We start from the raw sequence: 25,434 nt of genomic DNA on the forward strand, positions 1-25,434 counted from the left end.
CGCGACCCCTACGACGACGCAGGAGCCGACCATGCAACACATCCTCGACGCGATTCTCGCCGGCGATACGCCCGGCGAGGAGTTTGCGAACCTCGAGATCCCCGACCACTACCGCGCCGCAACCGTCCACAAGGACGAGGTCGACATGTTCGAGGGCGTCGCGACCAAGGAGAAGGACCCGCGCAAGTCCATCCACGTCGAGGATGTCGCCCTGCCCGAGCTCGGTCCGGGCGAGGCGTTCGTCGCGGTGATGGCGTCCGCGATCAACTACAACACCGTGTGGACCTCGATCTTCGAGCCGGTCTCCACCTTCGGGTTCCTGGAGCGCTACGGCAAGGAGTCCGAGCTCGGCGCCCGCCACAACCTCGACTACCACGTCGTCGGCTCCGACCTGTCCGGCGTCGTGCTGGCCGTGGGTGCCGGCGTGACCAAGTGGAAGCCCGGCGACCGCGTCGTCGCCCACTGCCTCTCGGTCGAGCTCGAGGCCCCCGACGGCCACAACGACACGATGATGGACCCCTCCCAGCGCATCTGGGGCTTCGAGACCAACTTCGGTGGCCTCGCCGACGTGGCGATGGTCAAGGCCAACCAGCTCATGCCGAAGCCCGAGCACCTGACCTGGGAGGAGGCCGCCTCCCCCGGCCTGGTCAACTGCACCGCCTACCGCCAGCTCGTCTCCGCCAACGGCGGCAACATGAAGCAGGGCGACAACGTCCTGATCTGGGGCGCCTCCGGCGGCCTCGGCGGCTTCGCGACGCAGTACGCCCTCAACGGCGGCGCCAACCCGGTCTGCGTGGTCTCCAACGAGGAGAAGGCCAAGATCGTGCGCAACATGGGCGCCGAGATGGTCATCAACCGTTCCGAGATGGACTTCAAGTTCTGGAACGAGGACGGCACCAAGCAGAACCCGAAGGAGTGGCTGCGCCTGGGCAAGGCCATCCGCGAGCTCACCGGCGGCGAGGACATCGACATCGTCTTCGAGCACCCGGGCCGCGAGACCTTCGGCGCGAGCGTGTTCGTCACCCGCAAGGGCGGCACCATCACCACCTGCGCGTCGACCTCGGGCTACATGCACGAGTACGACAACCGCTACCTGTGGATGAACCTCAAGAAGATCATCTCCAGCCACTTCGCGAACTACCGCGAGTCGTGGGAGGCCAACCGCCTCATCGCCCAGGGCAAGATCCACCCGACGCTGTCGCGGACGTACACCCTCGAGGAGGTCGGCCAGGCCTCTCTCGACGTCCACCACAACAAGCACCAGGGCAAGGTCGGCGTGCTCTGTCTCGCTCCCGAGGAGGGCCTCGGCGTCCTCGACGAGGAGAAGCGCGCGGCTCACATCGACAAGATCAACCTGTTCCGCGGAATCTGAGACGTCGAGCCCGGGTAAATAGCCCATTTGAGACTGGATTCACGGCCGGTCTCCCCTTGCGCGAGGGGTGACCGGCCGTAGTCTTGCCCTTTGGGAGCAGAGGGCAAGACACAAACCCCCCTAAAGTGTGAGGAATCCGCCACAAATGACGAATGAGGGACTATCCATCTTCAACGAGGCTTCCGAGCCTCGGAAGAAGCCCGACCAGGACTCGACGGAGACGCAGGTTCTCCCTCGGGTTCCTGGCGCGTCCGGATCGCCCAGCTCCGGCCACAACTCGGCTCCACCGGCTCCAGGCTCACTCCCAGCCTTCCCGGTCGTGCGGCGTGGCGGATACGACCCCGGCACGGTGAACGCGCGGGTGCAGCAGCTGCTCCAGGCCAACGGCCAGGGTCAGTCGGCGCTGCGCAACGCCCAGCGCCGCATCGCCGAGCTCGAGCGCAAGGTCACCGACCTCAAGGCCGCCGCCACCCAGGGCAACGAAGCCCCCTCCTACGCCTCCCTGGGTGGTCGCGCGAGCGCGATGCTCCGGCTGGCCGAGGAGGAGGCCGCCGCGGTCAAGGAGTCCGCCGAGAAGGAGGCCGCGGTCATCCGCGAGGCCGCCCAGCGTGAGGCTGCCGCGACCAAGGCGTCCGCCCAGCGTGACATCGAGGCGCTGCGTACGACGCACTACAAGGAGATCGACGATCACCGCGAGAAGGTGACCTCGGAGGTCCAGCAGGCCCGCAAGATGGTGCAGGCCGAGAGCGACGAGCTGCTCGCCGCCGCCAAGCGCGAGGCCGACCAGATCCGGCTCGCCGTGCAGCAGGAGGTCACCCAGCTGCGTACGTCGACCCAGCGCGAGGTCGAGAAGGCACGCGCCGGCGCGGACCGCGAGGTCCAGGAGGCCCGGCGGATGCTCGCCGTCGAGCGCGAGCGTCTCGCCCGCGAGGCCGCCGACCACCACGACCAGGCGATGGCCGAGACCACCCGCATCGTGACCGAGGGCGAGACCCGCGCCGCGGACGCCGAGGAGCGGGCCCGGATCGCTGCCCAGCACGTCGCCGACCAGCGCGCCGAGCTGGCCAAGGAGTCCGAGGGGATCATCGCTCGCGCCCGCCGCGACGCCGAGGCGATCCTGTCCAAGGCTCGCGCCGAGGCCGACCACCTCGCCTCCACCGCGACCGTCGAGGCCGAGAAGGGCCACGCGATCATCAAGGCCGAGGTCGACCGTCTCACCAAGCGTCGCGACGCGATCGCCGCTCAGCTCTCCTCGCTCACCGATCTGGTCTCCGGGTTCGGCAAGACCGAGGACCCGGCTGAGCTGGAGGCACCGAAGCCGATCACCGACGACGAGGACATCGTCGACGGTGAGCTGGTGGTCGATGAGAGCGTCACCCTGGTCGACTCGGACGACGACGACTACGACGACTACGACGAGCCCTCCGAGAAGACCGCTATCCGCGAGCCCGAGACTGCGACCGAGAGCCGGTGAGCGGGGCCGCTGCCGACCGTCCTGCGGACGGTCCGGAGACGACGTCTGCCCAGACCGACTCCACCGACGACGCGACGGTCGACAGCGAGGCCGCGATCGACGTCGAGGAGCCGGAGCCTGAAGAGAGCGAGCGCGACAAGAAGTTCGGCAAGCCCGGACCGCCGTTCGACAGGAGGTCGCCCTACCTGTTCGGGCTGCTCCTGGGCCTCGGCCTGCTGACGGCCTACGCAGCGAGCAACCTCCTCACCACGATGGGGAGCGTGATCCTCCAGGTGGTGGTCTCGCTCTTCATCGCCGCGGGGATCAATCCGATGGTGGTGTTCCTGCAGAGGCGTGGCTTCCCACGGCCGTGGGCGGTCCTGAGTGTCATCCTCGGCGTACTGGGCGCCCTCGTGCTCTTCTTCGTGGCGCTCGTGCCGGTGATCAGCGACCAGGTCGCCAAGATCTCGGCCAACGTCCCGGACTGGATCGACGAACTGCAGCGCAACCAGCGCATCCAGCAGTTCAACGAGGACTACCAGATCCTCGACAAGGTGCAGGACTACGTCGCCAGTGGCGACTTCGTCAGCAGTGCCTTCGGCGGGGCGCTCGGCGTGGGCCTGGCGGTGATCAACGTGCTCGTCACGGGCTTCATCGTCATCGTCCTGACGCTCTACTTCATCGCCGCCTACGACCAGACGAAGAACGCCATCTACCGTCTCGCCCCGGCCTCACGCCGCGAGCGGGTCGGCAAGCTCGGTGACCGAGTCTTCGAGGGCATCGGGGGCTATGTCTCCGGGGCGTTCATCGTCGCGCTGTGCGCCGGTCTGTCCACCCTGGTGCTGCTCTTCGTCATCGGGATGGGCGAATACGCGGTCGCTCTGGCCTTCGTCGTCATGATCACCGACGTGATCCCGATGATCGGGGCCACCATCGGCGCGATCATCGTCTGCGCGATCACCTTCGCGACGACCGACCTGAAGACCGGCCTCATCGCGGTGATCTTCTACATCGCCTACCAGCAGTTCGAGAACTACATCGTCTATCCGCGGGTCATGTCCCGCTCGGTCGACATCCCCGGCGTCATCACGGTGATCGCGGCCCTCATCGGTGCCTCGCTCCTCGGTGTCGTCGGCGCCCTGCTGGCGATCCCGACGGCGGCCGCCATCCTGATGCTGATCCGTGAGGTCTACGTCAGGGCTCAGGACGAGCGCTAGTTCCACCCACCTGTGAAGCGCCGCACGCAGCCGATGCGTGCGGCGCTTCGCGTTGTCAGGAGGCGGTCGTCGACTGCTCTCCCTGCTGGACCGCGATGATGCCGACCAGCACGACCAGCCCGCCGATGAGCTGGATGAGGCCGGGCGCCTCGCCGAGCAGCAGCCAGGCCACGACGACTGCCGAGACGACCTCGAGGAGCCCGACGAAGGACGAGAGCCGCGAACCGAGGGTGCGGGTGGCGGCGATCCCGGTGGCGTACGCAACTGAGCAGGTCAGCACGCCGAGGCCGATCAGCGGGCCCCACCACGGCATCTCCAGGCCCGCCAGGACCACCGGCGTGGTCTCCATCGCGAACGGGATGGCCCCGATCAGGCAGAGCAGCACGAGCAGAGCCGTGGCCCCGGTCAGGCCGAGCCAAGCCAGCGCGAGCGGTGGCAGCGTGGTGCTGGAGTGGGCGTTGAGCACGTAGTAGCCGGCCAGACCGACGGCGGCCGCGGAGCCCCACATGATGCCGAGCGGGTGCACGTTCGCGCCGCTGACCAGGTCGAGGACGAGCACGAGCCCGGCGATCGCGACCAGGGCGCCGACCATCGTCAGCCGCGAGGGCCGCTCGCCGTGCCGCAGCCACATCCAGGCGACGACGAGCACCACCCCCATGTACTCCAGCAGGAGCGCCGGCCCGACCGCCATCCACTGCACCGCCGAGAAGAAGGCGAACTGCGGCACCACGATGGCCAGCAGTGCGTACGCCACCACGACCCGCCAGCTCGCGGCGACACCCCGCCACCGGCCGGCGAGCGCGCGCAGCGCGAAGGGGGCCAGCACGACGGCGCCGATGCCGACGCGGAAGACCAGCACGCCGCCCGTCGACCAGCCGGTGTCGAAGAGGCCGCGTCCCAGCGGTCCCGAGAGGCTGAACGTGACCGCCGAGACGACCGCCATGAGCAGTCCGGCAGCCACCAGCGGCGTCTTCTGCGTGCTCTGCGGCACCGCCTCGTCATTGGTCAAAGTCGTCATGACACATGACGATCCCAGCGACGCGGTAATGTGTCAACATGGTTTTCACCCATGACACCGACGTAGGCCTCCAGGCAGCCGCGGCGCTGGCGAACACCCTCGCCCTCTCCCCCGGCTCGGTCGACGAGCTGGAGACCGTGGCAGCCCTCGACGAGTTCTTCGTGACGTACGACTACACCGGGCGGCACGACCGCGACCGCGCCGAGCTCGACGAGGTCCGCGCCCTCCGCGTCCGGCTCCGCGACCTCCTCACCGCAGAGCGCGACGAGGCCGTGCGGCTGACCAACGAGATGCTCGCCGAGCACAGCGCGACTCCTCAGCTCGTCCGCCACACGAACTACGACTGGCACATCCACGCCACCGAGCCCGACGCCCCACTGGCCACGCGGATCGCCGTCGAGACCGCGATGGCCATGGTCGACGTCATCCGCGCCGACGAGCTGTCCCGACTCTCGATCTGCGCCGACGACGGTTGTGCCGGCGTGGTCGTCGACCTCTCCCGCAACCGCTCCAAGCGCTACTGCTCGCCGACGTGCACCAACCGCAACGCGGTCGCGGCTTACCGCGAACGTCAGGCCAGCACGAAGTAGCGGAGGGCGACATAGACCCAGGCGACGGCGAGGGTCACGATCGTGACCACGATGCCGTACCTGGTGAACTTCCAGAAGCTGATCGGGTGACCGGCCTTGGCGGCGAGGCCGAGCACCACCACGTTGGCACCGGCGGCGACGGCGGTCGTGTTGCCACCGAGGTCGGCGCCGAAGACGAGGGCCCACCACAGCGGACTGTCGGCGCCCGAGGACGGCGTCGAGGCCACCATCTCCTCCACGATCGGCACCATCGCCGCGGTGTAGGGGATGTTGTCGACGAATCCGCCCACGACGGCCGAGCCGATCATCAGCCCGGTCACCCCGGCGAGCTCGTTGTCGCCCATCAGCTCGGCGGCGTACGTCCCGAGGGACCCGATCACACCGACCTCGACCAGCCCGCCGACCAGCACGAAGAGCGCCATGAAGAAGGCCAGGGTCGACCACTCGACCTCCTCCAAGAACGCCTCCGTCTGTGTCTGGGAGACGACCACCATCGCGCCGGCGCCGAGCATGGCGACCATCGACGGGTCCAGGTGGAGCTCGGTGTGCAGGCCGAAGGCGAGCATCACCAGGGCCAGGACGGCGAGGCAGCGGTAGAGCAGCCCGCGGTCGTGGATCGCCGAGGCGGGCGGCTCGATCAGGCCGTCCAGGTCGACCCGGCCACGGAAGTCACGCCGGAAGAGCACCCGGACCAGCCCGATCAGAACGACCAGCAGGATCAGGCACAGCGGCAGGGAGTGGATCAGGAAGTCGTCGAAGGTCAGGTTGGCCCGGCTGGCCACGATGATGTTGGGCGGGTCGGCGATCAGGGTCGAGGTGCCGCCGACGTTGGCGGCCAGGATGAGCGAGATCAGGTAGGGCATCGGGTTCAGGCCGAGCCGCTCGCAGACCGACAGGGTCACCGGCGTGACCAGCAGCACGGTGGTCACGTTGTCGAGGATCGGCGAGAGCGCCGCGGTGACCAGGATCAGCAGCGTCGCCAGGCGCGCCGGGCGGCCGCCGGAGTGCTTGACCGCCCACAGCGCGAGGAACTCGAACAGGCCCGTCTGTTTGAGGACACCGACGATCACCATCATCCCGAAGAGCAGGAAGATGACGTCCCAGTCGACCCCGGTCTCATGACTGAAGAAGGCCGACTCGGCATCGATGATCCCGAGCGCGACCATCGCGGCGACGCCACCCAGGGCGGCGGCGACGCGGTGGACGCGCTCGGTGGCGATGAGGCCGTAGGTGACGATGAAGACGGCCACCGCTGCGTACACGATCATGCGTTGAGCTCCATGCCATCGACCCTCCGTTACCGGAGACTCGATCCGAATGGGTGCTGCCACCCATAAGTCCTGACCAGAGGACATGTCAGGGTTGCTGTATGAGTCATCTACCGCTCTACTGGCGGGTCTGCCTGACCAACGGCACCGTCTTCTGCGTCGGCACCCTGGTCCTGGCGCTGTCCCCTGCCCGGGTCTCCGAGCGCGTCCTGGCCTCAGAGGCCGTGGTGCTCGCGGTCGGGCTGGCGGCGATGGCGACCCTCAACGCGCTCCTGCTGCTGCGCAGCCTGGCGCCGATCGACCGGGTGATCCGCACCATGGACTCGGTCGACCACCTCTCCCCCGACCAGCGGCTGACGACCCAGGGCGAGGGAGCCGGCGCCCGTCTGGTGGCCAGCTACAACGCGATGCTGGAGCGGCTGGAGACCGAGCGGAGCACCAGCAACGCCAAGGCGCTCGCCGCGCAGGAGGCGGAGCGACACCGGATCGCCCAGGAGCTCCACGACGAGGTGGGACAGTCGCTCACCGTCGTACTCCTGGGGCTCAAGGGGCTGGAGCGACAGGTGCCGGAGGAAGTACGCCCCGAGCTCGCCGCCGTCCGCGAGTCCGCGCGCACCGGCATCGACGACGTACGCCGGGTGGCCCGCCAGCTGCGGCCGGGCGTGCTCGAGGACCTCGGCCTGCACGCCGCCCTGGCCTCGCTGGCCACCGATGTCGGCGCCCTGGGCCGCACGACCGTACGCCGCACCATCGGCCGCGGGCTTCCCGAGCTGCCCCAGGACCGCGAGCTGGTGATCTACCGGGTCGCCCAGGAGGCGCTGACCAACGTCGTACGCCACGCCCGCGCCGCCACCGCCGAGCTCTCCCTGTGCAAGGTCGGCGACAAGGTCGTCCTCACCGTCTCCGACGACGGCCGCGGCAGCGCCGCCCTCGTGGCCGGCGCCGGGATCAGCGGCATGCGGGAGCGGGCCCTGCTCGTGGGTGCCGACCTGAGCGTGACCAGCACCCCCGGCCGCGGCACCACCGTCCGACTGGAGGTACCCCTGTGACTCCCATGCCCGCGAAGATCCGGATCCTGCTGGCCGACGACCACACCCTCGTACGCCGCGGGGTCCGCCTCATCCTCGACGCCGAGCCGGACCTCGAGGTGGTCGCCGAGGCCGCCGACGGAGCCGAGGCCGTCGCGGGGCTGCGCGACGTCGAGGTCGACCTGGTGATCCTCGACGTCGCCATGCCCCGCATGACCGGACTGCAGGCCGCGCGCACGATCGCCCGGATGCGTACGCCTCCGAAGATGCTGATGCTCTCGATGCACGACAACGAGCAGTACTTCTTCGAGGCGCTCAAGGTCGGCGCCAGCGGGTACGTCCTCAAGTCGGTCGCCGACGAGGATCTGGTCAAGGCGTGCCGTACCGCTATTCGGGGGCAAGCCTTTGTCTATCCCGGGGCGATGAGTGCCCTGGTGCGCGACTATCTCGACCGCCTCAACCGTGGCGAGAGTCTGCCGCGCACGGTGCTGACCGAGCGCGAGGACGAGGTGCTCAAGCTCATCGCCGAGGGCCATTCGACCCGGGAGATCGCCCGCGAGCTGACGATCTCCTACAAGACCGTCGAGCGGCACCGCGAGAACATCCTCGCCAAGCTGGGCCTCCGCGATCGCACCCAAGTCACGCGATATGCCATCAGAGCAGGTCTCATCGAGCCCTGAGAAGGCCTACCGTCGAAGGATGGACCCACGGCTCGACACGGACCTCGCCGGGATGACCGATCTCCTCGGCGCGATCCAGGACTACGCACAAGAGATCATCGCCGGGCTCGACCGCCGGCCGGTGACCTCTCCGTTCCGCCCGCCCTCCGTCGAGCGGCTTCCGGCCCGGGGGTTCGGCGGCCAGGCCGCCCTGCGCCACTTCGAGACCCGCTGGGCACCCGGCCTCTCGGCGAGCGCCGGCCCCCGCTACCTGGGCTTCGTCACCGGCGGGGCGACCCCGGCCGCGGTCGCCGGCGACTGGCTGACCTCGGTCTTCGACCAGAACACCATCACGGTCCAGGACTCCGCCGCCAGCGACCTGGAACGCGAGACGGTGCGCTGGGTCCTCGACCTGCTGGACCTTCCAGACGACTTCAGCGGAGCGTTCGTCACCGGCGCGACCATGTCCAACCTCACCGGGCTGGCGCTGGCCCGCGAGTGGCTCGGCGACCGGCTCGGGGTGTCGGTGTCGACCGAGGGCGTCGCGGCGCTCGGTGGGGTCGTCGTGCTCTCCGGCGCCGCCCACTCCACCGTCTCCAAGGCGCTCTCCGTGCTCGGGCTGGGTCGCGACAGCCTCCAGCCGGTCGCTCTCCTCCCCGACCGGGATGCGGTCGACGTCGATGCGTTGCGGACCGCGCTGCGCGAACAGGAGGGCCGGCCCGTGATCGTCGTCGCCAACGCCGGCACCGTGAACACCGGCGACTTCGACGACCTGGACGCCATCGTCGACCTCCGCGACGAGTTCCCGTTCTGGCTGCACGTCGACGGCGCCTTCGGCGCGTTCGCTGCCCTCTCCCCCGCGCATGCCCACCTCGTCGCCGGCCTCTCCCGCGCCGACTCGATCTGCGTCGACCTGCACAAGTGGCTCAACGTCCCCTACGACTCCGCGATCCAGCTCAGCCGCCACTCGGACTTGCAGGCTCGCGTCTTCAGCAACGCCTCGGCCTACATCGGTCTCCCCGGCTCTTCCCCCGACTTCGTACACCTCACCCCGGAGAGCTCCCGGCGCCTGCGCGCCCTGCCTGCCTGGTTCACCCTGTACGCCTACGGCCGCGAGGGCCACCGCGAGATCGTCGAGCGCACCATTGCTCTTGCTCGCCGGGTCGGGAGGCTTCTTGCCGAGATCGACGGCGTCGAACTGCTTGTGCCTGTCCGGCTCAACATCGTCTGCCTTCAGGTTCCCGGCGATCCTGCCGTGCTCGCTCGCCGGGTCGCCGATACCGGCGTCACCTTCGTGACTCCTACGGTTCATCACGGCACTCCCGCGCTGCGGCTGGCGTTCAGTAACTGGCGTACGTCCGAGGCGGATGCGGACCGCATCGTCGAGGTCTTCCGGCGGCTACTGTCATAGCCGGTCCGCCCGCTGGTCGAGCCGCCGGAGCCGCTAGGCGGAGGCGTGTCGAGACCAACACGGTCCGCTTCTTCGGGAAACCTCGCTTGGTGACTGTTCTTCGTTTCAGGGTTCGCCGCCGACCCTTGATTTGAGTGTTTCTCGATCGTGCACCGCGTCAAGGACGCCCTTCGGGCGCCGCTTCGCGGTGGCCTTCGGCCATCCTTGACCCGGCACCCGATCGAGAAAGATTTCGCCTATATCGGGGCGGCGGCGAGAGAGTGGCGCAGGACTCCGTTGCTTGTTCGCTGACTGCGTAACTGTCATCTGACCAGCACAAATAGGTCGCGCCTGGGTACTCGATCGCATATAATAAGGCGCATGTACGAGACCATCGACCACCTCCTCGCAGGGCCGCCCCCGGGTGCGTCCGAGAGTGAGCTGGTCGACTGGATCTCGCATCTCGAAGCGGTCAAGTGCACCGCCGAGGCTGTGCAGGCACAAGCGGCGGTACGTCTCGACGAAGCCGTCCGAGCCCGCCAATCAGAGGCCGGGGTACCTGCCCGGAGGCTGGGCGAGGGGGTGGCCTCCCAGATCGCCTTGGCGCGGCGGGTCTCACCCGAGAAGGGCGCCAAACTGCTCGGGCTCGCGAAGATCCTGACCACCGAGATGCCGCACACCTTCGCCCTGATGAAGGCCGGGCTGTTCTCGCAATGGCAGGCCACCATCCTGGCCCGCGAAACCGCCTGCTTGTCGGTGGAGGACCGTCGGGTCATCGACCAGGAGCTCTGCACACCCGGCTTGAACGGTGAACCGGCTCGTGCGGTGTCGATGGGGCTACGCCAGCTCGAGAACGCCGCCAAGACGATCGCCATCACGCTCGACCAGGCATCTGTCATGGCCCGGGCCGCGAACGCCGTGAAAGACCGCCGCGTCAGCCTCCGCCCGGCACCGGACACGATGACCTGGCTCGGCGCGCTCCTGCCCGTCAAGGACGGCGTCGCCGTCTACGCCGCACTGGACCAGGCAGCGAAGGCTGCCCACGCTGCCGGCGATGAACGCAGCCGGGGTCAGGTCATGGCCGACACCCTCGTCGACCGAGTCACCGGCCGCACTGAGGGAGCCAAGCCCCGGATCGAGGTCAAGATCGTGATGACCGCCGACTCCCTCACCAACACCGGCGATCAGCCGGCCATGGTCGAGGGCTACGGACCCGTCCCCGCAACGTGGGCCCGCGAGGCGCTCGCCGACGCGGAGGTGTTCGTCCGTCGCCTGTTCACCGACCCCGCCGGGCAACTGGTCGCCATGGAATCACGTGCCCGCAAAGCACCCGACGGGCTCGCGGAGTTCATCGCGACCCGTGACGGCGGGATCTGCCGCACCAACGGCTGCGATGCCCCGATCCGCAACATCGACCACGTCGAACGCCACGCAGACGGCGGCGAAACCAGCGCCGAGAACCTGCAGGGCCTGTGCGAACGATGCAACCAGGCCAAAGAAGCCCTCGGATGGCGGGCCAGGCCAATACCCGACGGCACCATCATCACCACCACACCCACGGGCCACACCTACACCAGCCCGCCGCCCGACACCTGGGCACCAGATCCGCCACCATCGCCAGCAGAGCTCAGGCTGCGCCGCGTGCTCCGCGATCACACCCTCGCGGCCTGATCCACCGCGTCGGACGTACGACGACGAAGACTTCCCCGGCGAATGACGCAAGAAACCGCCACGACCAGCAGTGTCACGCTGCCTGCCGCGACACCGACGGCGAGATCGGGCAACCAGATGACGGCGAAGCCGAACGACGCGCCCAGCAGTTTCGGCAGCAGAATCAGGCCCATCGCAGCCAAGCCCGCAGCTACCGCGCAGACCCAGCTGAGCGGCGACGAACCCGGGATGCGACGGGCGGCCAGAGCGAGCAACAGACCGATCGGGACGGATCCGGCCAACAGCCAAGGCGCTGCAGACAGCAACGGGTCACCGTCCTTGACGGTTGCCGATCCCCCGCGCGCGATCTCGTCGATGTCCGCAGCCGCGGCACTCAGGCTCGGCGCGCGCTTCTCGGCGTACGAGTTGGCCAGCACGACCACAGCCCGGTCCTCTCCGGGGAGGAGGGAGAGATGAGCGAAGTACCCAGGGGTGGCACCGGTGTGGTGAACACGGCGGCGATCACCGTCCTGGACACTCCAGCCGTAGCCATAGCCGCGCCCCTGCCCGGTGACCTCCTGAATGCTCCAGGCGTCGCTCTCGAGGTTGGGCGGCAGTACTTGACCAGCCAGATTGGCCCGGGCGTACACCACCAGATCATCGATCGTCGAGATGACGTACCCGTAGGAGGCGCCGGACTCGTCGAAGCCGGGCTGGTAGGCCCGCGTCCACGACCACCAGTGGCGATGACCGGCCGGCAGCGCCGCAGCATCGTCGGCATCGGCACTGGTGTCCTTCATCCCGAGCGGCCCGAAGAGGGACTCCTCCGCGACGGCAGCGAACGACCTGCCGGTGACCTCCTCGACCAAGGCGCCCAGCACGAGGTAGTCGGCGCTGTTGTACGCGTACTCCCCCGGCGTCCCGTTGTGCTCGAGATCGCGGGCCGCCCGACGCAGCGCACCGGGTCCGTTGTCGAACCGCTCCGAGACAGCGAGTCCGTCAAGGGCGGTATAGCCGGCCGTGTGCGTGAGTAGCTGACGCACGGTGACTCGCGGCGCGTCCAGCCATGTCAGATACCGGTCCACTGGATCGTCGAGTCGGAGTCGGCCGTCCTCGACCAGGCCGAGCACCAGCGCACTGGTGAAGGTCTTGGCGACCGAACCCACCAGGAACGGAGTCGCGCGGGACACCGGAGTCCCGTCACCGTCCTCGCCCGAGACGTAGGTCCGCACCTCGTCGCCGTCGATGACCGCGACCGCCGCACCTGGAACGCCGTTGGCTTCGCGCCAGCTCTCGACGTACGCCTCGACCGCATCATCCACCTCCGTCGGCACATCCGCTGACGCCGGAGAGGTGATCACCACGGTCGCGGCCGCCGCGGCAGCGAAGGCACTTGCCAGAAGTCGAGAAACATCCATGCCCTCGAGAATAACCATATGGACATATTGTTATCATCTGATTTATGCCCAGGACCGCAGACCATGACAGCCGACGCGCCCAGATCACCACGGGTGTACGCGAGCTTGCACTCGCCTCCGGGCTCGGTGCCGTGACCATCGCCGGGACAGCCAAGGCCGCAGGCATCTCCGTCGGCCTGGTGCAGCACTACTACGACTCCAAGGAGTCGCTGCTGGCCGACACGCTGAGCCGTCTGCTGGGCGACATCGAGGGTCGGGTCGACGCGGCGATCATCCGCGCGGAGCGCGACCATGCGCGGATCGAACACATGCTGGGAGCAGGTCTGCTGGAACTGCTTCCGCTGAGCCCCACCCACCGGAACGAGACCTATCTCCGGCACGCCTTCGCCGGCCTCGCGCTCGACAGTCCGACCCTCGCAGAGCACCAGCGGACCTTCGACCGGCGACTTCGCGACCGGATCACCCAGGCGGTGAGGAACGGGATGGCCTGCGGGGAGGTCACCCCCGAGACCGACAGCCTCCTCGAAGGGGAGGCTGCGTTCGCCCTGACCCAAGGGCTCGCCGCGCGCCTACTCCTCGACCAGGACGATGGTGCCCGGAGCCGAGCGAGGGCCGCCATCGCCGCCCGGATGGCGAGCGTGTTCGTCGGCCGATGCGCGAAAGAGTCTCAGCCGCCGACCAGGACGGACCCCATCAAGCCCTGGCGTTGCCCGCCGTCCTAGGGCTCAGGCGCCGAACTCCCGAGCGCGCATCCGCGCGAGGTGGGCGTGCACGAGTGGGAGCACCGAGGCGCCCTCGCCGCTCGCAGAGGCGACCCGTTTCATGGATCCGGCGCGCGCGTCGCCGACAGCGAAGACGCCCGGCACGGTCGTCTCCAGGCTCGCAGGCGGGTTCCCCTCGACCCACGCGTCTCGCGGTACGTCGCGGCCGGTCAGGACGAACCCGTGCTCGTCGAGCGCCACCGCCTCTGCCAGCCACGCACAGTCGGGTTCCGCTCCGAGCAGGCAGAAGAGGCCGTCGGCAGCGGTCTTGGTGTCCTCGCCGGTGTCCAGGTTCTCCAGTCGCAACCACTCCAGCTGGCCCTCGCCCCCGCCGTCGGCGACGACCGTGCGGGTCCGGACCTGGATGTTCGACGTCGCCTCGATCTCACGCACCAGATAGGCCGACATGGTCTCCGCGACCTCGTGACGGCGGACCAGGATCGTCACCTCGCTCGCGAACTTGGCGAGGTGGATGGCCGCCTGCCCGGCCGAGTTGCCCCCGCCGATCACGAAGACGGCACGGTCCTGCATCTCGCGCGCCATCGACGTCGCGGCCCCGTAGTAGACCCCCACACCCACGAGGTCATCCACACCGGCGACCCCGAGACGCCGGTAGGTCACGCCCATCGCGAGCACGACCGTACGGGCGCAGAACTGCGCGCCGCGCACGTGCACGTGCTGGTGCTCGGGCTCGTCGGCCGGGCCAGGCTCGATCCGGGTCACCGGGCGTCCGGTGAAGAAGCGCGCACCGAACCGTCCGGCCTGGATGCGGGATCGCTGGGCGAGGCGCATGCCTGAGATCCCGCGCGGGAAGCCGAGGTAGTTGCGGATCATGGAGCTGGAGCCCGCTTGGCCGCCGATCGCGTCGCGCTCCACGAGGACCGTCGCCAACCCCTCCGACGCCGCATAGACCGCCGCCGCGAGGCCCGCCGGTCCGCCGCCCACGATGGCGACATCGGCGATCACGCCCTCCGGAATCTCGTCGAACCCGCCATAGATGGCCTCGGCGGCCGTCGCCGCCGTCGCCCCGGAGACCACGCGTCCCGTGAAGGTACGAACCAGAGGCAGCCGTGCCCCCGGACCGGCGGCCTCGATGAGCTCCTGCGCCTCGTCGTCGCTCGGCCCCAGCGAGCGATGCGGGAAGCCCATCCGTTCCAGCAGGTCGCGCACCGCCGCCGCGTCGCGGTCGCCCGGCTCGGCCACGACGTCGGTCACGGTCACCAGGGGTCTGCCCACCGACCACCCCCATTCGGAGAGCAGCTCGATCAGCGCGGTATGGAACTCCTCGTCCCGCGGGCCGCGCGGGATGAGCACGAAGGTGTCCATCTCGCGCTGGAGCGCCGCGGCGCGCAGGTCGTCGAGCGCATCGGCGAAGTCATCCCACGAGACCAGCGCCACGCGACGTGCCGTCGCCACGATGGCCGGTACGTGGTGCAGGAACTCGATCGAGGTGCCTTCGTCGAGGACGTGCTCGGCGGCGACCATCGCGATCTGCGCACCCTCGGCCACGAGGGAGCGTGTCCTGTCGAGACCCGCGGCGAAGCCCACCACCGGCTCGATCCGGTAGTCACGGTCATATCGGGCCCGGAACTCCCGCTCGACGACGTCGGCGTGCTCGCCGCCGACCAGCACGATGACTGGCTTGTCACGCTCCATGCCGCACAGCGTAGACGCGGCTCGGCAGGCACTCCGTCTGTTTCGGTGTCTCAGTCGCCGAGAAACTGGCGAAGGGCCGCGAGGAAGGTCTCCGGCTTCTCGGAGTGGACCCAGTGCCCGGCGCCCTTGATCGTCACCTTGCGGTAGCGCGGGAACCACTCCTTCATCGCCGACGCGTACTCGTCGGTGACGTAGTTGGACAGCTCGCCGGCCACCCACATCACGGGCCCGTCGTACGGGTCGTACGCCTTCAGCTCGTGGGCCGGCCAGTCGCCGATGCGGTCCAGGTCGCGGCCCAGGACGGGGAGATTCATGGACCAGCGCCAGCTGTCGCCGTCGCGGCGCAGGTTCTGCAGCAGGAAGCCGCGGATCGTCGGGTCCGGGACCGCCTCCTGCATCCCGGCGTCGGCCTCCTCGCGGCGGGTGATGCGGTCCAGGTCGAGGCTCTGCATGGCGTCGACGTACGTCTTGAAGCCGCCGACGCGCTCGTAGACGACCGGGGACATGTCGGCCACGACGAGCTTCGCGACCAGCTCGGGGCGGGTGATCGCGAGCAGCATCGCCACCTTGCCGCCCATCGAGTGGCCGACCACGGTCGCGGGGTCATCGGCCGAGAGCAGCTCGGCAACGGCCGCGGTCACGTCGAGGTAGTCGAAGGTGTCAGGCTGCGGAGAGCGACCGTGGTGCGGCAGGTCGACGAGCGTGACCCGATGCTTGTCGGCCAGCTGCTTGCCGAGCGTGTTCCAGTTCCGTCCCTGTCCGAAGAGTCCGTGCAGGAAGACAACCCGACTTCCGGCGTCGCCGAGCTCGAGCGTATGAAGTGGTGGCACTGGGGAAGCGTACGCCGCTAGAAATCGAAGCCGTCGAACATGTCGCCGATGCCGTCGCCGATCCCGCCGAACATGTCGCCCATACCCTCGCCGATGCCGCCGATCGCGTCGCCCATGCCCTCGCCGATCTCGCCGAAGGCGTCGAAGCCGCCGAACGCGCTGAACATCAGCCCGGCGAACATCCAGTCCATCGGCGAGAAGGCGCCGAAGTAGCCGGCGGCGTAGGGCCGGTAGGCCGGGCCACCTTGCCAGTAGGGAACGCGCTCGTTGCCGACCATCACCTTGCGGGTGTCGGGCTCCGCGCCGACCTTGACGCGCTCGGCGTCGAGCGCACAGGCGGGTACGTCACGGCTGGTGCCGCCCGGCGGCGCCCAGGCCACGTCCTCGACCGAGAGCCCGTGGCGGGGGTCGAAGAAGCACGGCGGGCGGCGCTTCGGCAGCGGCTCGCCGGCGACGCGTGCCTCGACGCAGGCGATCGCGTAGCGGCCGTCCTCGACGATCGTCGTGATCTTCTTGACGTCGTCGGGCACGGTCATCTTGTCGACGGTGCGCTTGGCGGTCTCGTATTCGTCCAGCGCGCGCTGGTAGTCGGCGTTGGCGCCCTCGTCGAGCTCCTTGCCGGCCATGTCCAGGTCAAGCCTCTGCAGCTCTTCACCGAAGGCGGTCACGTCCTCGAAGGCGAGCTGCTTGACCGGCTCGAGGTCAGCGCGCTGCTTTTCCAGCGCTCGCGCCTGCGAACGCTTGCTGGTCACTACCACGGTCCCGATCACCGCGACGACGATGAGAAGTGCGATCAGAAGTCCCACGTCTTTCAGCGTACTGCCACGGTGGTCGGGCCGGGAGTGACCTCTTGTCAGCTGTGCATGTTGCTTCGGGCTTCGCTTCAGCTGTAGTCGCGGAAGCCCTTGCCGGTCTTGCGGCCGAGGTAACCGGCGGTGACCAGGTGCTCCAGCAGCGGCGCGGGCGCGAAGCCCGGCTCGCGGAACTCCAGGTAGAGCTCGCGCTCGATGGCCAGCGAGACGTCGTTGCCGACGACGTCGAGCAGCTCGAACGGACCCATCGGCAGTGCACAGCCGAGCTTCATCGCGGTGTCGATGTCGTCGGCGGTCGCGTAGTGACCCTCGAGCATCTTGACCGCGTCGTTGAGGTAGGGGAAGAGCAGCGCGTTGACGATGAAGCCGGCCCGGTCCCCGCACGAGACCGGCGACTTGCCGACCTCCTTGCAGAGGGCGCGGACGGTCTCGGAGACCTCCTCGTCCGTGGTCACGGTGGAGACGACCTCGACCAGCTTCATCACCGGCGCCGGGTTGAAGAAGTGCATCCCGACGACGTCGGACGGCCGCTTGGTCACCTTCGCCAGCTCGATGACCGGCAGGCTCGAGGTCGTGGTCGCCAGGATCGCGCCCGGCTTGCAGATGTCGTCGAGGTTCTCGAAGAGCGTGGTCTTGATGGCCAGGTCCTCGGCGATAGCCTCCACGACGATGTCGACGTCGGCCAGGTCGTCCAGGGAAGTCGTGCCGGTGAGCCGGCCGAGGATCTGCGGCTTCGCCGACTCCTCCAGCTTGCCCCGTCCGATCGCCTTGTCGAGGCTCTTGGTGATCCGCGCGGCGACACCGTCGACCTTGTCGGGGCTGCGCCCGACGTACGTCACGTCGTAGCCGCCCTTGGCGAAGACCTCGACGATCCCGGAGGCCATCGTGCCGGTGCCGACGACACCGATCTTCGAGATCGGGCGGCGCAGCTCGTGGGTGGCGTCGGCGCTCGGGGTCAGCGCGTCCGGGACGACGACCGGCGAGTCGGCGGCCTCGTAGGTGTAGAAGCCGCGGCCCGACTTCCGCCCGAGCATCCCGGCGGTGACCATCTGCTTGAGGATCGGCGCGGGGGCGTGCAGCCGGTCGCGACCCTGGCGGTACATCGTGTCGAGGATCTCGTAGGAGGTGTCCAGGCCGATCAGGTCCAGCAGCGCCAGCGGTCCCATCGGGTAGCCGCAGCCCAGCCGCATCGCGGTGTCGATGTCCTCGCGGGTGGCGTAGTGGCCCTCGAACATCGAGACCGCGTGGTTCAGGTAGCCGAAGAGCAGCGCGTTGGCGATGAACCCGGCCCGGTCGCCGCAGACGACCGGCGACTTGCCGACCTTGCCGACGACCTCGCGCACGTCCTCGAGCACCTCGGGCTCGGTCACCACGGTGCGTACGATCTCGACGAACTTCTGCACCGGAGCGGGGTTGAAGAAGTGCACGCCGACGACCCGACCCGGGTGGTTGGAGGCGGTCGAGATCTCGGTCACCGACAGCGACGAGGTGTTGGTCGCCAGGATCGTCTCGGGAGCCACGATCTCGTCGAGGGTGGCGAGGATCGACTTCTTCAGCTCCAGCGACTCCACGACCGCCTCCACGACCATGTCGACGTCCTTGAGCGCCGTCGGGTCGGTGGCGAAGGAGATCCGGCCGAGCAGCGCCTCCTGCTCCTCCTCGCTGAGCTTGCCGCGCTTGACCGCGCGACCCGTCGAGTGCGCCAGGTGGGCCTTGCCACGCTCGAGGCCCTCCTCGTCCCGCTCCACCCCGACCACGGTGAACCCGTTGCGGGCGAACACCTCCGCGATCCCGGCACCCATGGTGCCCAGGCCGACGACTCCGACTGTCTCGATCGTGCGCTCACTCATGCCCCGCATCCTGCCATGGGGTGACGTCCGGCACGCCGGTGATGCCGCTAGATTCGGGCGCTGTGACCGACCAGACCCAGGCCGCCGAACGCATCGACGCCGAACGCATCGACGCCGAGCGGATCATCCCCGCCTCCCCCACCGACATCTTCGCCGTTCTCATCGACCCCGACGGCCATGTGGCCATCGACGCCGCCGGCATGCTCCAGTCCGCGGAGGGATCGCCGGTGGGCGCGGTCGGCGACCGATTCGTCGTCCACATGGACCGCGAGGCCCTCGGCGACTACCCGCTCGGCAAGTACGACGTCACCGTGATCATCACCGGGTTCGAACCCGACCGGGCGATCGAGTGGACCATCGAAGGCACCATCAAGCCGCCCATCGGCCACCGCTTCGGCTACGAGCTGGAGCAGCTCGACTCCGGCGACACCCGGGTCACCTCGTACTGCGACTGGTCCACCGCTCTGCCCGAGTGGAAGGCGATCTTCCCGGTCATCGACCAGAAGTCCATCCGGGCCACCCTGGGAATCCTTGAACGAGCCGTACGCCGCGGCTACCCCCGCCCCTGATCGAGGCCCCGCATGCCGAGGCGTCACTCGCGCGAATCGAGTCGGCACCGAAGTGCCGACTCGATTCGCGTAGGTGACGCCTCGGCCGACGTACGTGACTTCTCAGCGGGGCCGGAGATCAGTAGGTGTGGAAGCCCTCGCCGGTCTTGCGGCCGAGCTTGCCTTCCTGGACCTTCTGGACCAGCAGGGCGGCGGGGTCGAAGCCGGGCTCGCCGAACTCGTTGCGGAGCTCGGACTGGATGGCCAGGGAGACGTCGTTGCCGACGACGTCGAGGAGCTCGAAGGGGCCCATCGGGAAGCCCGCGGTCTCCTTGATCGCGGCGTCGATCTCGGCGATGGCCACGCCGGACTCGTGCAGCTTGACCGCGTCGTTGAGGTAGGGGAACAGCAGCGCGTTGACGATGAAGCCGGAGCGGTCGCCGCAGGAGACCGGGACCTTCTTGACCGCGGTGGACAGTGCGCGCACGGTCTCATCGACCTCGGGCGACGTGAGGTCGGTGGTGACCACCTCGACGAGCTTCATGACCGGCGCGGGGTTGAAGAAGTGCATCCCGATGACGTCCCCGGGGCGTGCGGTCACCTTGGCGAGCTCGGTGATCGGCATCGAGCTGGTCGTCGTCGCGAGGATCGCCCCCGGCTTGGCGATCCGGTCGAGGTCCTTGAAGAGCTCGGTCTTGACCTCGAGGTCCTCGGCGATGCCCTCGACGATCAGGTCGGCCTCGCCGAGATCCTCGCGCGAGGTGCTACCGGTGAGGCGGCCGAGCACCGCGGCCTTGGTCTCCTCGTCCGAGCGGCCCTTCGCGATGGCCTTGTCGAGCGACTTGGTGATGCCGGCGACGACCCCGTCGAGCTTCTCCTGGGAGCGGCCGACGAAGACGACGTCGTACCCGGCCTGGGCGAAGACCTGGACGATGCCCGAGGCCATCGTGCCGGTGCCGACCACGCCGATCCTCTCGATCGTGTGGCGCAGCTCCGGAGCCTTGGCGTGGTCCCCGGCCACCGCGGCGAACGTCCCGGCCTCGCCGGCGACCTTGGTGAGCAGATCGGCGGGCTTGTGCAGGTTGTCGCCGGTCTCCTCGAAGCGGGCGAGCAGCGCGTCGCGTACGGCGGCGGCGCCGATCTCGTCGGCCGTGGCCAGCGGCCCCTGGGGGTAGCCGCAGCCGAAGCACATGGCGTTGTCGATGTCGGTGGCGGTGGCGTAGCCCGACTCGAGCATGCGAATGGCGTGGTTGAGGTAGGGCAGCACGAGCACGTCGTGGATGGAACCCTGGGTCGAAACCGTCATGCGACGGAAGACTGCCAAATTTATTACCCGTGAGTAACCCCTAGTGGCGTGACGCTGCTCACATGGGGCCATGCGATACGTTCTCCCGGTGAGACTCGTCGTTGCCACCTGCCAGGTCGACTACGCGGGGCGGCTCACCGCCCACCTTCCGATGGCCACCAGGGTGTTGATGCTCAAGGCCGACGGATCGGTGCTGGTCCACTCCGACGGGGGCTCCTACAAGCCCCTCAACTGGATGTCGCCGCCCTGCACCCTCTCGGAGGGCAAGTCCGAGGACGGCCGCGTCGAGTGGACCGTCACATCCAAGACGGACGACACCCTGCGGATCCTGATCGACGAGATCCACCACGAGACCTCGCACGACCTCGGCATCGACCCCGGCCTACAGAAGGACGGCGTCGAGAAGCACCTCCAGGAGCTCCTCGCCGACCACCCGGCGACGCTGGGCGAGGGCCTGACCCTCGTACGCCGGGAGTACCCGACTGCGATCGGGCCGGTCGACCTGATGTGCCGCGACGCCGACGGGAAGTCGGTCGCGGTCGAGATCAAGCGGCGCGGTGAGATCGACGGCGTCGAGCAGCTGACCCGCTATCTCGAGCTGCTCAACCGCGACCCGCTGCTGGCCCCGGTGAGGGGCATCTTCGCCGCTCAGGCGATCAAGCCGCAGGCCCGCGTGCTGGCCGAGGACCGCGGCATCACCTGCGCGATCGTCGACTACGACGCACTCCGCGGCCTCGATGATCCGACCGAGAGACTCTTCTGACCAACAGTTGGTGCACGGTCAGGCAAGTTCACACAGGGGAAACGCCTTTCCTTACCTTTGAGTAGGAACAGCGTGACAAGATTCACGCCATGTCCATGAACTACTCGGGGCATGGCGTTGGGGGCCGCCTGTCCGTGAGCGACGTCGAGGCGATCATGATCGATCTCCTGACGATGCAGCAGATGCACACGGCAGAGTTCCATGCGATCAAGAGCCGAATGGAGCGCACCGACGCGGCGATCGACAGTGTCAACGCGCGCCTGGACAGCGTGGAACGGCGGCTGGACGACCTGCTGATCTCGATGAGCCAGCTGCTCAACTGGGCCAACCCCCGCTGACCCGTCGCCCAACCGCCGTGGCGGCTACTCCACGGTGATGGGCTCACCACCGGAGACGAGGCGCCAGTCGACCGAGGCGAACGCGGCCGGGTCGATGACCTGGTGCTCGGTGACCCAGTCGATGAGCAGCTGCCGGATCTCGACCTGCTGGTTGTAGACCACGGTGGCGTCGGTGACGTGCGGGAAGCCGCCGCCACCGGACTGACGGTAGTTGTTGATCGCGAGTACGAACTCCTGCCCGTCGGTCACCGCGACGCCGTCGTAGGCGAGGTTGGTGATCCGCGAGCCCACCGCGACCGAGATGTCGATGTCGTAGGTCAGGGCCGCGTCCAGGCCGGCGATCGTGTCGTAGTTGTAGTCGGGCGTGCCGTTGGGCGCGGTGTCGGTCGGCGCGTTGGTCACGGCGTCGATCGGGAACGGGCCGGTGCCGCTGACCTGCTTGAAGTAGCGGGCGGTGAACTCGAGGTAGTCCTTGAGCTGGGCGCCGGTGATGCGTACCGCCATCAGGGTGTTGTCGTAGATGTAGAGGCCGGCCACGTCGCGTACGGTCACCTCGCCTGCGGGGAAGGCGGCGGCACGACTGAACGGTGCCGCGATCGAGATGACCGGCAGCTCTGCGTCGGAACCGGTGAGCGCCGCCTTGACCGCGTCGGCCTGGACGTAGTTGACGAAGTCGATGATGGGTACGTCCTCGACGACCGCCCGCGCGGCCAGCATCTCCACCGCCGAGGTGCCGACGACGGAGTTGACGTAGGAGACCACGACGTCGTGCTGCTCCTGCACGGCGGCCGAGACCTCCGGGTCGGGGTCCACGGTGTTGGAGTTGAGCGTCTGCGAGGTCGCCGACTGCAGGACCCAGCGGGGCCTTCCGTGACGCTTCTCGCGGCGTACGACCAGGTCCATCACGGAGACGCGCATGCCCCAGTAGAGCGGCTCGGTCAGCAGCACCTGCTTGCCGGTCTCGGTGTTGGTGACGTAGCGCTGCGTGATCTCCCGGTGGGCGTGGCCGACGAGGATCGCGTCGACGTCCGGCACCTGCTCGGCGACGAGGGTCGAGGCATTCTCAGGGGGCAGCTCGTCGCCGTAGGAGCTGGAGGTGTCGGCGCCGGAGTGGGCACTGATGATCACCAGGTCGCAGCCGGCCTTCTTGAGCTCGGGCACGAAGATCTTGGCCTGCTCGACCAGCCCCGGGAACTCCATCTTGCCCTCGACGTTGGCCTTGTCCCAGATCGCGATGCCGGGGTTGGTCAGACCGAGCACACCGACGCGGAGACGGCGGCCGCGGCCAAGGTCGTAGTCCTTGATGACGTAGGGCGGGAAGACCGGCAGCTTGGTCGACGGGTCGACCGCGTTGGCGCCGAGCATCGGGAAGTTCACCTGCTCCTCGAACTTCCGGATCGTGTCGATGCCGTAGTTGAACTCGTGGTTGCCGAGCGCGGCGGCGTCATAGCCGACCAGGTTCATCGCCCGCGCCATCGGGTGGATCGCGCCCTCGGTGATCGGGTCGATCCGGGCGTAGTAGTAGGCCAGCGGGGTGCCCTGGATGGTGTCACCGGCGTCGATGGTGAGGATCGGCTCGCCGCGACGATCCTCGCGGACGGCGTCGATCAGCGTCTTGACCTTGGCGACGCCGATCTCGTTGCCGGCGCTGTTCGAGAACTCGGCGTTCTTGTAGTAGTCCCAGTTGAAGACGTTGCCGTGCAGGTCGGTCGTGCCGAGCACAGTCAGCCGAACGGTGTCGGGCTTGCGCGCGCCGTTCACACCATGGGCAGGGGCGGCGGTGTAACCGGCAGCGCTCAGCGCCGCGGCGCCCGTGACAGCAGCACCGGACAGGACAGAGCGGCGGGTGGCGTGAGGCATCGGTAACGTCCTTGCGCGAGTAGGTAATCGAATGCAAGGCAATTCCTACCACCTCGGACGCAACTTGGCGGCGCCTTCCGTCAAGCAGCCAGATGCTTCTTCTTGACCGGCTTGCCGTCGAGGGTGACCAGACGGCGCTTCTTGACCGTCATCCCCTCGGGCAGGGTGCCTTCCTTGAGCATCCGGATCGGGCACCGCTTGCAGCGCGACTTCGACACGCAGCACTCCGTCTTGGGAGGCTTCCTCTTCTTGCCCACGCTCGAAGGGTAACAGCAGGGTTAGGCGTGCCTTACTTCCACGAGCGAGGCCACCTCGGAGGCGCAACCCCAGCTCAGCGTCACCCCGGCGCCGCCGTGGCCGTAGCAGTGCACCACCCGCCCCTCGCGCTCCAGCCGGACCGAGGGCCGGGCCGGGCGGAGGCCGACCAGATGGGCCCTGACCTCGGCATTCGCGATCTCCGGCACGGCTTCGGTGGCGTCGGCGAGGATCCGTTCAGCCGTACGCGGGTCCGGGCTCTGGTCCCAGGCGTGCGGCACCGACGTACCTCCGACGATCGTGTCGCCACCGCGCGGGAAGACGTAGGAGGGGGCGTCGCCCTCGGCCTCCAGCCACTCCTCGGTGGCGCCCGGCCCGAGGACGACGATCTGGCCCTGGACCGGGTAGAGGCTGCTGTCGCCGACCAGCTCCCGCGAGCCGAGTCCGGTCGCGTTGACCACGACGTCGGCGTCCAGGCTCTCCAGGTCGTCGACAGTCCCGGTCGTGATGTTCCCGCCCGCCGCTGTGATCCGCCGCTCGAGCCAGGGCAGGTAGACCGGCATCTCGGCTATCGGGACGGTGAACTCGGCGCGGCCCTCGGTCACGGTCAGGTCGGTGAGCGGCTCGGCCCACCACAGGTCGGCCTCGGGGTTGTGCTGGGTGCCGTGCACCATGCGTACGCCTGCCTCCGGCTCCTCCTCGGCCAGCCGGTCGAGCTCTCTGAAGGTCTCGGCCGCCCAGGCAGTCACCCGGTCGCGCGGCTCGGCGAGGTAGGGGAACCAGAACCCGCCGGCCACCGACGAGGTGGTGCCGCTCGTGCGCTCCCGGCCGATCACGCTGACCTCATGACCGGCCTCCAGCAGCCGCACCGCGCACGAGAGCCCGATGACTCCGGCTCCGACCACCGATACTCGCATGCACGGCAGGCTACTAGGCCCGATCACCGGGCGAGGCGACGAGCCAGCACCGGGATGACGATGACGGCGGCGACGATGTGCAGGAGCATCAGGACGACCGCGCTGGCGGCGTCGAAGCCGAAGGTGACATCGGGAACGAGCGAGGCGACGGTCAGCACGACGGTGGTGACCACGAACGTACGTCGCGGGCGGCGGGCCACGCGGGCCATCACCGCGGCCATCGCGACCCCGATGAGCGAGAAGAGGGCGGTCAGCTGGGCGTAGCCGGCGAGCGGGATCGTGCCGCTGGCGGTCTCGAAGCTCACCCCGGCCGCCGAGGCGGCCGCGGCGAGGACGGTGACGACCGCGCTGGCGACGACCGTGGCAGCGAGGCCATGGAGCCAGACAGGCTTGCGAGCGGCGGCGCGGGTCGAGCGGGTGGTCTGCTGGGCGGTGGTGATCGTGGACATCTCGTACTCCCGTGAAGTGGCGGGAG

At 68.7% G+C, this 25,434-nt stretch carries 24 protein-coding genes; 12 read left to right on the plus strand and 12 right to left on the minus strand.

Features of this window, described 5'->3' with window-relative positions; all coding sequences use genetic code 11:
- Nucleotides 1-31 precede the first annotated feature (31 nt).
- The 3 genes from ccrA (at nucleotide 32) to ABZU72_RS11445 (ending at nucleotide 4,042) form a co-directional block, all read left to right on the plus strand.
- Nucleotides 32-1,372 carry a crotonyl-CoA carboxylase/reductase gene (gene ccrA / locus ABZU72_RS11435; protein ID WP_355018975.1) on the plus strand — a complete coding sequence of 447 codons (1,341 nt, stop codon included), beginning with the start codon at nucleotides 32-34 and terminating at the stop codon, nucleotides 1,370-1,372.
- A 319-nt stretch (nucleotides 1,373-1,691) separates the two neighbouring features.
- A complete protein-coding gene (locus ABZU72_RS11440) occupies nucleotides 1,692-2,846 on the plus strand; it encodes a hypothetical protein (RefSeq protein WP_355018976.1) in 1,155 nt (384 codons plus the stop codon).
- On the plus strand, nucleotides 2,843-4,042 hold the full coding sequence (locus tag ABZU72_RS11445) for an AI-2E family transporter (RefSeq protein ID WP_355018977.1): 1,200 nt from the start codon (nucleotides 2,843-2,845) through the stop codon (nucleotides 4,040-4,042). Before ABZU72_RS11440 ends, ABZU72_RS11445 begins: the two co-directional genes overlap by 4 nt.
- 55 nt (nucleotides 4,043-4,097) lie before the next feature.
- Here ABZU72_RS11445 and ABZU72_RS11450 read toward each other — a convergent pair whose 3' ends face one another.
- On the minus strand, nucleotides 4,098-5,060 hold the full coding sequence (locus ABZU72_RS11450) for a DMT family transporter (protein ID WP_355018978.1): 963 nt from the start codon (nucleotides 5,058-5,060) through the stop codon (nucleotides 4,098-4,100).
- Nucleotides 5,061-5,098: 38 nt separating this feature from the next.
- On the opposite strand from ABZU72_RS11450, the gene ABZU72_RS11455 reads away from it, so the two are divergent.
- Nucleotides 5,099-5,650 carry a CGNR zinc finger domain-containing protein gene (locus tag ABZU72_RS11455; protein WP_355018979.1) on the plus strand — a complete coding sequence of 184 codons (552 nt, stop codon included), beginning with the start codon at nucleotides 5,099-5,101 and terminating at the stop codon, nucleotides 5,648-5,650.
- Here ABZU72_RS11455 and ABZU72_RS11460 read toward each other — a convergent pair.
- Nucleotides 5,632-6,918, minus strand: coding sequence for an ArsB/NhaD family transporter (locus ABZU72_RS11460; protein WP_355018980.1), 1,287 nt, complete (start codon nucleotides 6,916-6,918; stop codon nucleotides 5,632-5,634). The genes ABZU72_RS11455 and ABZU72_RS11460 overlap by 19 nt on opposite strands.
- 101 nt (nucleotides 6,919-7,019) lie before the next feature.
- Here ABZU72_RS11460 and ABZU72_RS11465 point away from each other — a divergent pair, with 101 nt between their 5' ends.
- The 4 genes from ABZU72_RS11465 to ABZU72_RS11480 all read left to right on the plus strand — a co-directional run bounded on the left by ABZU72_RS11465 (nucleotide 7,020) and on the right by ABZU72_RS11480 (nucleotide 11,666).
- Nucleotides 7,020-7,967 carry a sensor histidine kinase gene (locus tag ABZU72_RS11465; protein WP_355018981.1) on the plus strand — a complete coding sequence of 316 codons (948 nt, stop codon included), beginning with the start codon at nucleotides 7,020-7,022 and terminating at the stop codon, nucleotides 7,965-7,967.
- Nucleotides 7,968-7,972: 5 nt separating this feature from the next.
- Nucleotides 7,973-8,626 carry a response regulator transcription factor gene (locus ABZU72_RS11470; protein WP_355019031.1) on the plus strand — a complete coding sequence of 218 codons (654 nt, stop codon included), beginning with the start codon at nucleotides 7,973-7,975 and terminating at the stop codon, nucleotides 8,624-8,626.
- A 19-nt stretch (nucleotides 8,627-8,645) separates the two neighbouring features.
- Complete coding sequence (locus ABZU72_RS11475) at nucleotides 8,646-10,016, plus strand: pyridoxal-dependent decarboxylase (RefSeq protein ID WP_355018982.1); 1,371 nt, start codon at nucleotides 8,646-8,648, stop codon at nucleotides 10,014-10,016.
- Nucleotides 10,017-10,376: 360 nt separating this feature from the next.
- Complete coding sequence (locus ABZU72_RS11480; RefSeq protein ID WP_355018983.1) at nucleotides 10,377-11,666, plus strand: DUF222 domain-containing protein; 1,290 nt, start codon at nucleotides 10,377-10,379, stop codon at nucleotides 11,664-11,666.
- Here ABZU72_RS11480 and ABZU72_RS11485 read toward each other — a convergent pair.
- Nucleotides 11,648-13,063 carry a serine hydrolase domain-containing protein gene (locus ABZU72_RS11485; RefSeq protein WP_355018984.1) on the minus strand — a complete coding sequence of 472 codons (1,416 nt, stop codon included), beginning with the start codon at nucleotides 13,061-13,063 and terminating at the stop codon, nucleotides 11,648-11,650. The two genes, ABZU72_RS11480 and ABZU72_RS11485, sit on opposite strands and share 19 nt — an antisense overlap.
- A gap of 44 nt (nucleotides 13,064-13,107) precedes the next feature.
- Between ABZU72_RS11485 and ABZU72_RS11490 the strand changes: the two genes are divergently transcribed.
- Nucleotides 13,108-13,785, plus strand: a complete 678-nt coding sequence (locus ABZU72_RS11490) for a TetR/AcrR family transcriptional regulator (RefSeq protein WP_355018985.1) — start codon at nucleotides 13,108-13,110, stop codon at nucleotides 13,783-13,785.
- A 3-nt stretch (nucleotides 13,786-13,788) separates the two neighbouring features.
- Here the strand turns inward: ABZU72_RS11490 and ABZU72_RS11495 are convergent, their stop codons facing one another.
- The 4 genes from ABZU72_RS11495 to ABZU72_RS11510 all read right to left on the minus strand — a co-directional run bounded on the left by ABZU72_RS11495 (nucleotide 13,789) and on the right by ABZU72_RS11510 (nucleotide 18,972).
- Nucleotides 13,789-15,480, minus strand: a complete 1,692-nt coding sequence (locus tag ABZU72_RS11495; RefSeq protein ID WP_355018986.1) for an FAD-dependent oxidoreductase — start codon at nucleotides 15,478-15,480, stop codon at nucleotides 13,789-13,791.
- Between the two features lie 50 nt (nucleotides 15,481-15,530).
- A complete protein-coding gene (locus tag ABZU72_RS11500; RefSeq protein ID WP_355018987.1) occupies nucleotides 15,531-16,310 on the minus strand; it encodes an alpha/beta fold hydrolase in 780 nt (259 codons plus the stop codon).
- Between the two features lie 17 nt (nucleotides 16,311-16,327).
- Entirely contained in the window at nucleotides 16,328-17,116 is a 789-nt protein-coding gene (locus ABZU72_RS11505) for a hypothetical protein (protein WP_355018988.1), read from the minus strand.
- A 77-nt stretch (nucleotides 17,117-17,193) separates the two neighbouring features.
- Nucleotides 17,194-18,972, minus strand: a complete 1,779-nt coding sequence (locus ABZU72_RS11510; RefSeq protein WP_355018989.1) for a 3-hydroxybutyryl-CoA dehydrogenase — start codon at nucleotides 18,970-18,972, stop codon at nucleotides 17,194-17,196.
- 62 nt (nucleotides 18,973-19,034) lie between these two features.
- Between ABZU72_RS11510 and ABZU72_RS11515 the strand changes: the two genes are divergently transcribed.
- Complete coding sequence (locus ABZU72_RS11515) at nucleotides 19,035-19,541, plus strand: polyketide cyclase (RefSeq protein WP_355018990.1); 507 nt, start codon at nucleotides 19,035-19,037, stop codon at nucleotides 19,539-19,541.
- Nucleotides 19,542-19,659: 118 nt separating this feature from the next.
- On the opposite strand, the gene ABZU72_RS11520 is transcribed toward ABZU72_RS11515, so the two are convergent.
- Nucleotides 19,660-20,826 (minus strand): 3-hydroxyacyl-CoA dehydrogenase NAD-binding domain-containing protein, encoded by a 1,167-nt coding sequence (locus tag ABZU72_RS11520; RefSeq protein WP_355018991.1) that lies wholly within the window; start codon nucleotides 20,824-20,826, stop codon nucleotides 19,660-19,662.
- An 88-nt stretch (nucleotides 20,827-20,914) separates the two neighbouring features.
- On the opposite strand from ABZU72_RS11520, the gene nucS reads away from it, so the two are divergent.
- Both nucS and ABZU72_RS11530 read left to right on the plus strand, forming a co-directional pair.
- Complete coding sequence (gene nucS / locus ABZU72_RS11525) at nucleotides 20,915-21,589, plus strand: endonuclease NucS (protein WP_008362169.1); 675 nt, start codon at nucleotides 20,915-20,917, stop codon at nucleotides 21,587-21,589.
- Nucleotides 21,590-21,678: 89 nt separating this feature from the next.
- Nucleotides 21,679-21,927 (plus strand): hypothetical protein, encoded by a 249-nt coding sequence (locus tag ABZU72_RS11530; protein ID WP_350659698.1) that lies wholly within the window; start codon nucleotides 21,679-21,681, stop codon nucleotides 21,925-21,927.
- A 24-nt stretch (nucleotides 21,928-21,951) separates the two neighbouring features.
- Here ABZU72_RS11530 and ABZU72_RS11535 read toward each other — a convergent pair whose 3' ends face one another.
- The 4 genes from ABZU72_RS11535 to ABZU72_RS11550 form a co-directional block, all read right to left on the minus strand.
- Complete coding sequence (locus tag ABZU72_RS11535; protein ID WP_355018992.1) at nucleotides 21,952-23,787, minus strand: 5'-nucleotidase C-terminal domain-containing protein; 1,836 nt, start codon at nucleotides 23,785-23,787, stop codon at nucleotides 21,952-21,954.
- Nucleotides 23,788-23,867: 80 nt separating this feature from the next.
- The gene (locus ABZU72_RS11540) at nucleotides 23,868-24,044 is read right to left on the minus strand and encodes a hypothetical protein (protein WP_008362162.1); all 177 of its coding nucleotides are present in this window, start codon (nucleotides 24,042-24,044) and stop codon (nucleotides 23,868-23,870) included.
- Nucleotides 24,045-24,065: 21 nt separating this feature from the next.
- On the minus strand, nucleotides 24,066-24,959 hold the full coding sequence (locus tag ABZU72_RS11545) for an FAD-dependent oxidoreductase (protein ID WP_355018993.1): 894 nt from the start codon (nucleotides 24,957-24,959) through the stop codon (nucleotides 24,066-24,068).
- Nucleotides 24,960-24,982: 23 nt separating this feature from the next.
- The gene (locus ABZU72_RS11550) at nucleotides 24,983-25,408 is read right to left on the minus strand and encodes a DUF6069 family protein (protein ID WP_355018994.1); all 426 of its coding nucleotides are present in this window, start codon (nucleotides 25,406-25,408) and stop codon (nucleotides 24,983-24,985) included.
- Nucleotides 25,409-25,434: the final 26 nt, after the last annotated feature.

Source organism: Nocardioides sp. NPDC004968, from assembly GCF_040608935.1.
Lineage (GTDB): Bacteria > Actinomycetota > Actinomycetes > Propionibacteriales > Nocardioidaceae > Nocardioides.

Bases quoted from the DNA above. Each gene is read 5' to 3' on its own strand.
- ccrA (WP_355018975.1), top strand. From the start codon at position 32: ATGCAACACATCCTCGACGCGATTCTCGCCGGCGATACGCCCGGCGAG.
- ABZU72_RS11450 (WP_355018978.1), bottom strand. From the start codon at position 5,060: ATGACGACTTTGACCAATGACGAGGCGGTGCCGCAGAGCACGCAGAAG.
- ABZU72_RS11455 (WP_355018979.1), top strand. From the start codon at position 5,099: ATGGTTTTCACCCATGACACCGACGTAGGCCTCCAGGCAGCCGCGGCG.
- ABZU72_RS11460 (WP_355018980.1), bottom strand. From the start codon at position 6,918: ATGATCGTGTACGCAGCGGTGGCCGTCTTCATCGTCACCTACGGCCTC.
- ABZU72_RS11465 (WP_355018981.1), top strand. From the start codon at position 7,020: ATGAGTCATCTACCGCTCTACTGGCGGGTCTGCCTGACCAACGGCACC.
- ABZU72_RS11470 (WP_355019031.1), top strand. From the start codon at position 7,973: ATGCCCGCGAAGATCCGGATCCTGCTGGCCGACGACCACACCCTCGTA.
- ABZU72_RS11475 (WP_355018982.1), top strand. From the start codon at position 8,646: ATGGACCCACGGCTCGACACGGACCTCGCCGGGATGACCGATCTCCTC.
- ABZU72_RS11480 (WP_355018983.1), top strand. From the start codon at position 10,377: ATGTACGAGACCATCGACCACCTCCTCGCAGGGCCGCCCCCGGGTGCG.
- ABZU72_RS11485 (WP_355018984.1), bottom strand. From the start codon at position 13,063: ATGGATGTTTCTCGACTTCTGGCAAGTGCCTTCGCTGCCGCGGCGGCC.
- ABZU72_RS11490 (WP_355018985.1), top strand. From the start codon at position 13,108: ATGCCCAGGACCGCAGACCATGACAGCCGACGCGCCCAGATCACCACG.
- ABZU72_RS11495 (WP_355018986.1), bottom strand. From the start codon at position 15,480: ATGGAGCGTGACAAGCCAGTCATCGTGCTGGTCGGCGGCGAGCACGCC.
- ABZU72_RS11510 (WP_355018989.1), bottom strand. From the start codon at position 18,972: ATGAGTGAGCGCACGATCGAGACAGTCGGAGTCGTCGGCCTGGGCACC.
- ABZU72_RS11520 (WP_355018991.1), bottom strand. From the start codon at position 20,826: ATGACGGTTTCGACCCAGGGTTCCATCCACGACGTGCTCGTGCTGCCC.
- ABZU72_RS11530 (WP_350659698.1), top strand. From the start codon at position 21,679: ATGTCCATGAACTACTCGGGGCATGGCGTTGGGGGCCGCCTGTCCGTG.
- ABZU72_RS11535 (WP_355018992.1), bottom strand. From the start codon at position 23,787: ATGCCTCACGCCACCCGCCGCTCTGTCCTGTCCGGTGCTGCTGTCACG.
- ABZU72_RS11545 (WP_355018993.1), bottom strand. From the start codon at position 24,959: ATGCGAGTATCGGTGGTCGGAGCCGGAGTCATCGGGCTCTCGTGCGCG.
- ABZU72_RS11550 (WP_355018994.1), bottom strand. From the start codon at position 25,408: ATGTCCACGATCACCACCGCCCAGCAGACCACCCGCTCGACCCGCGCC.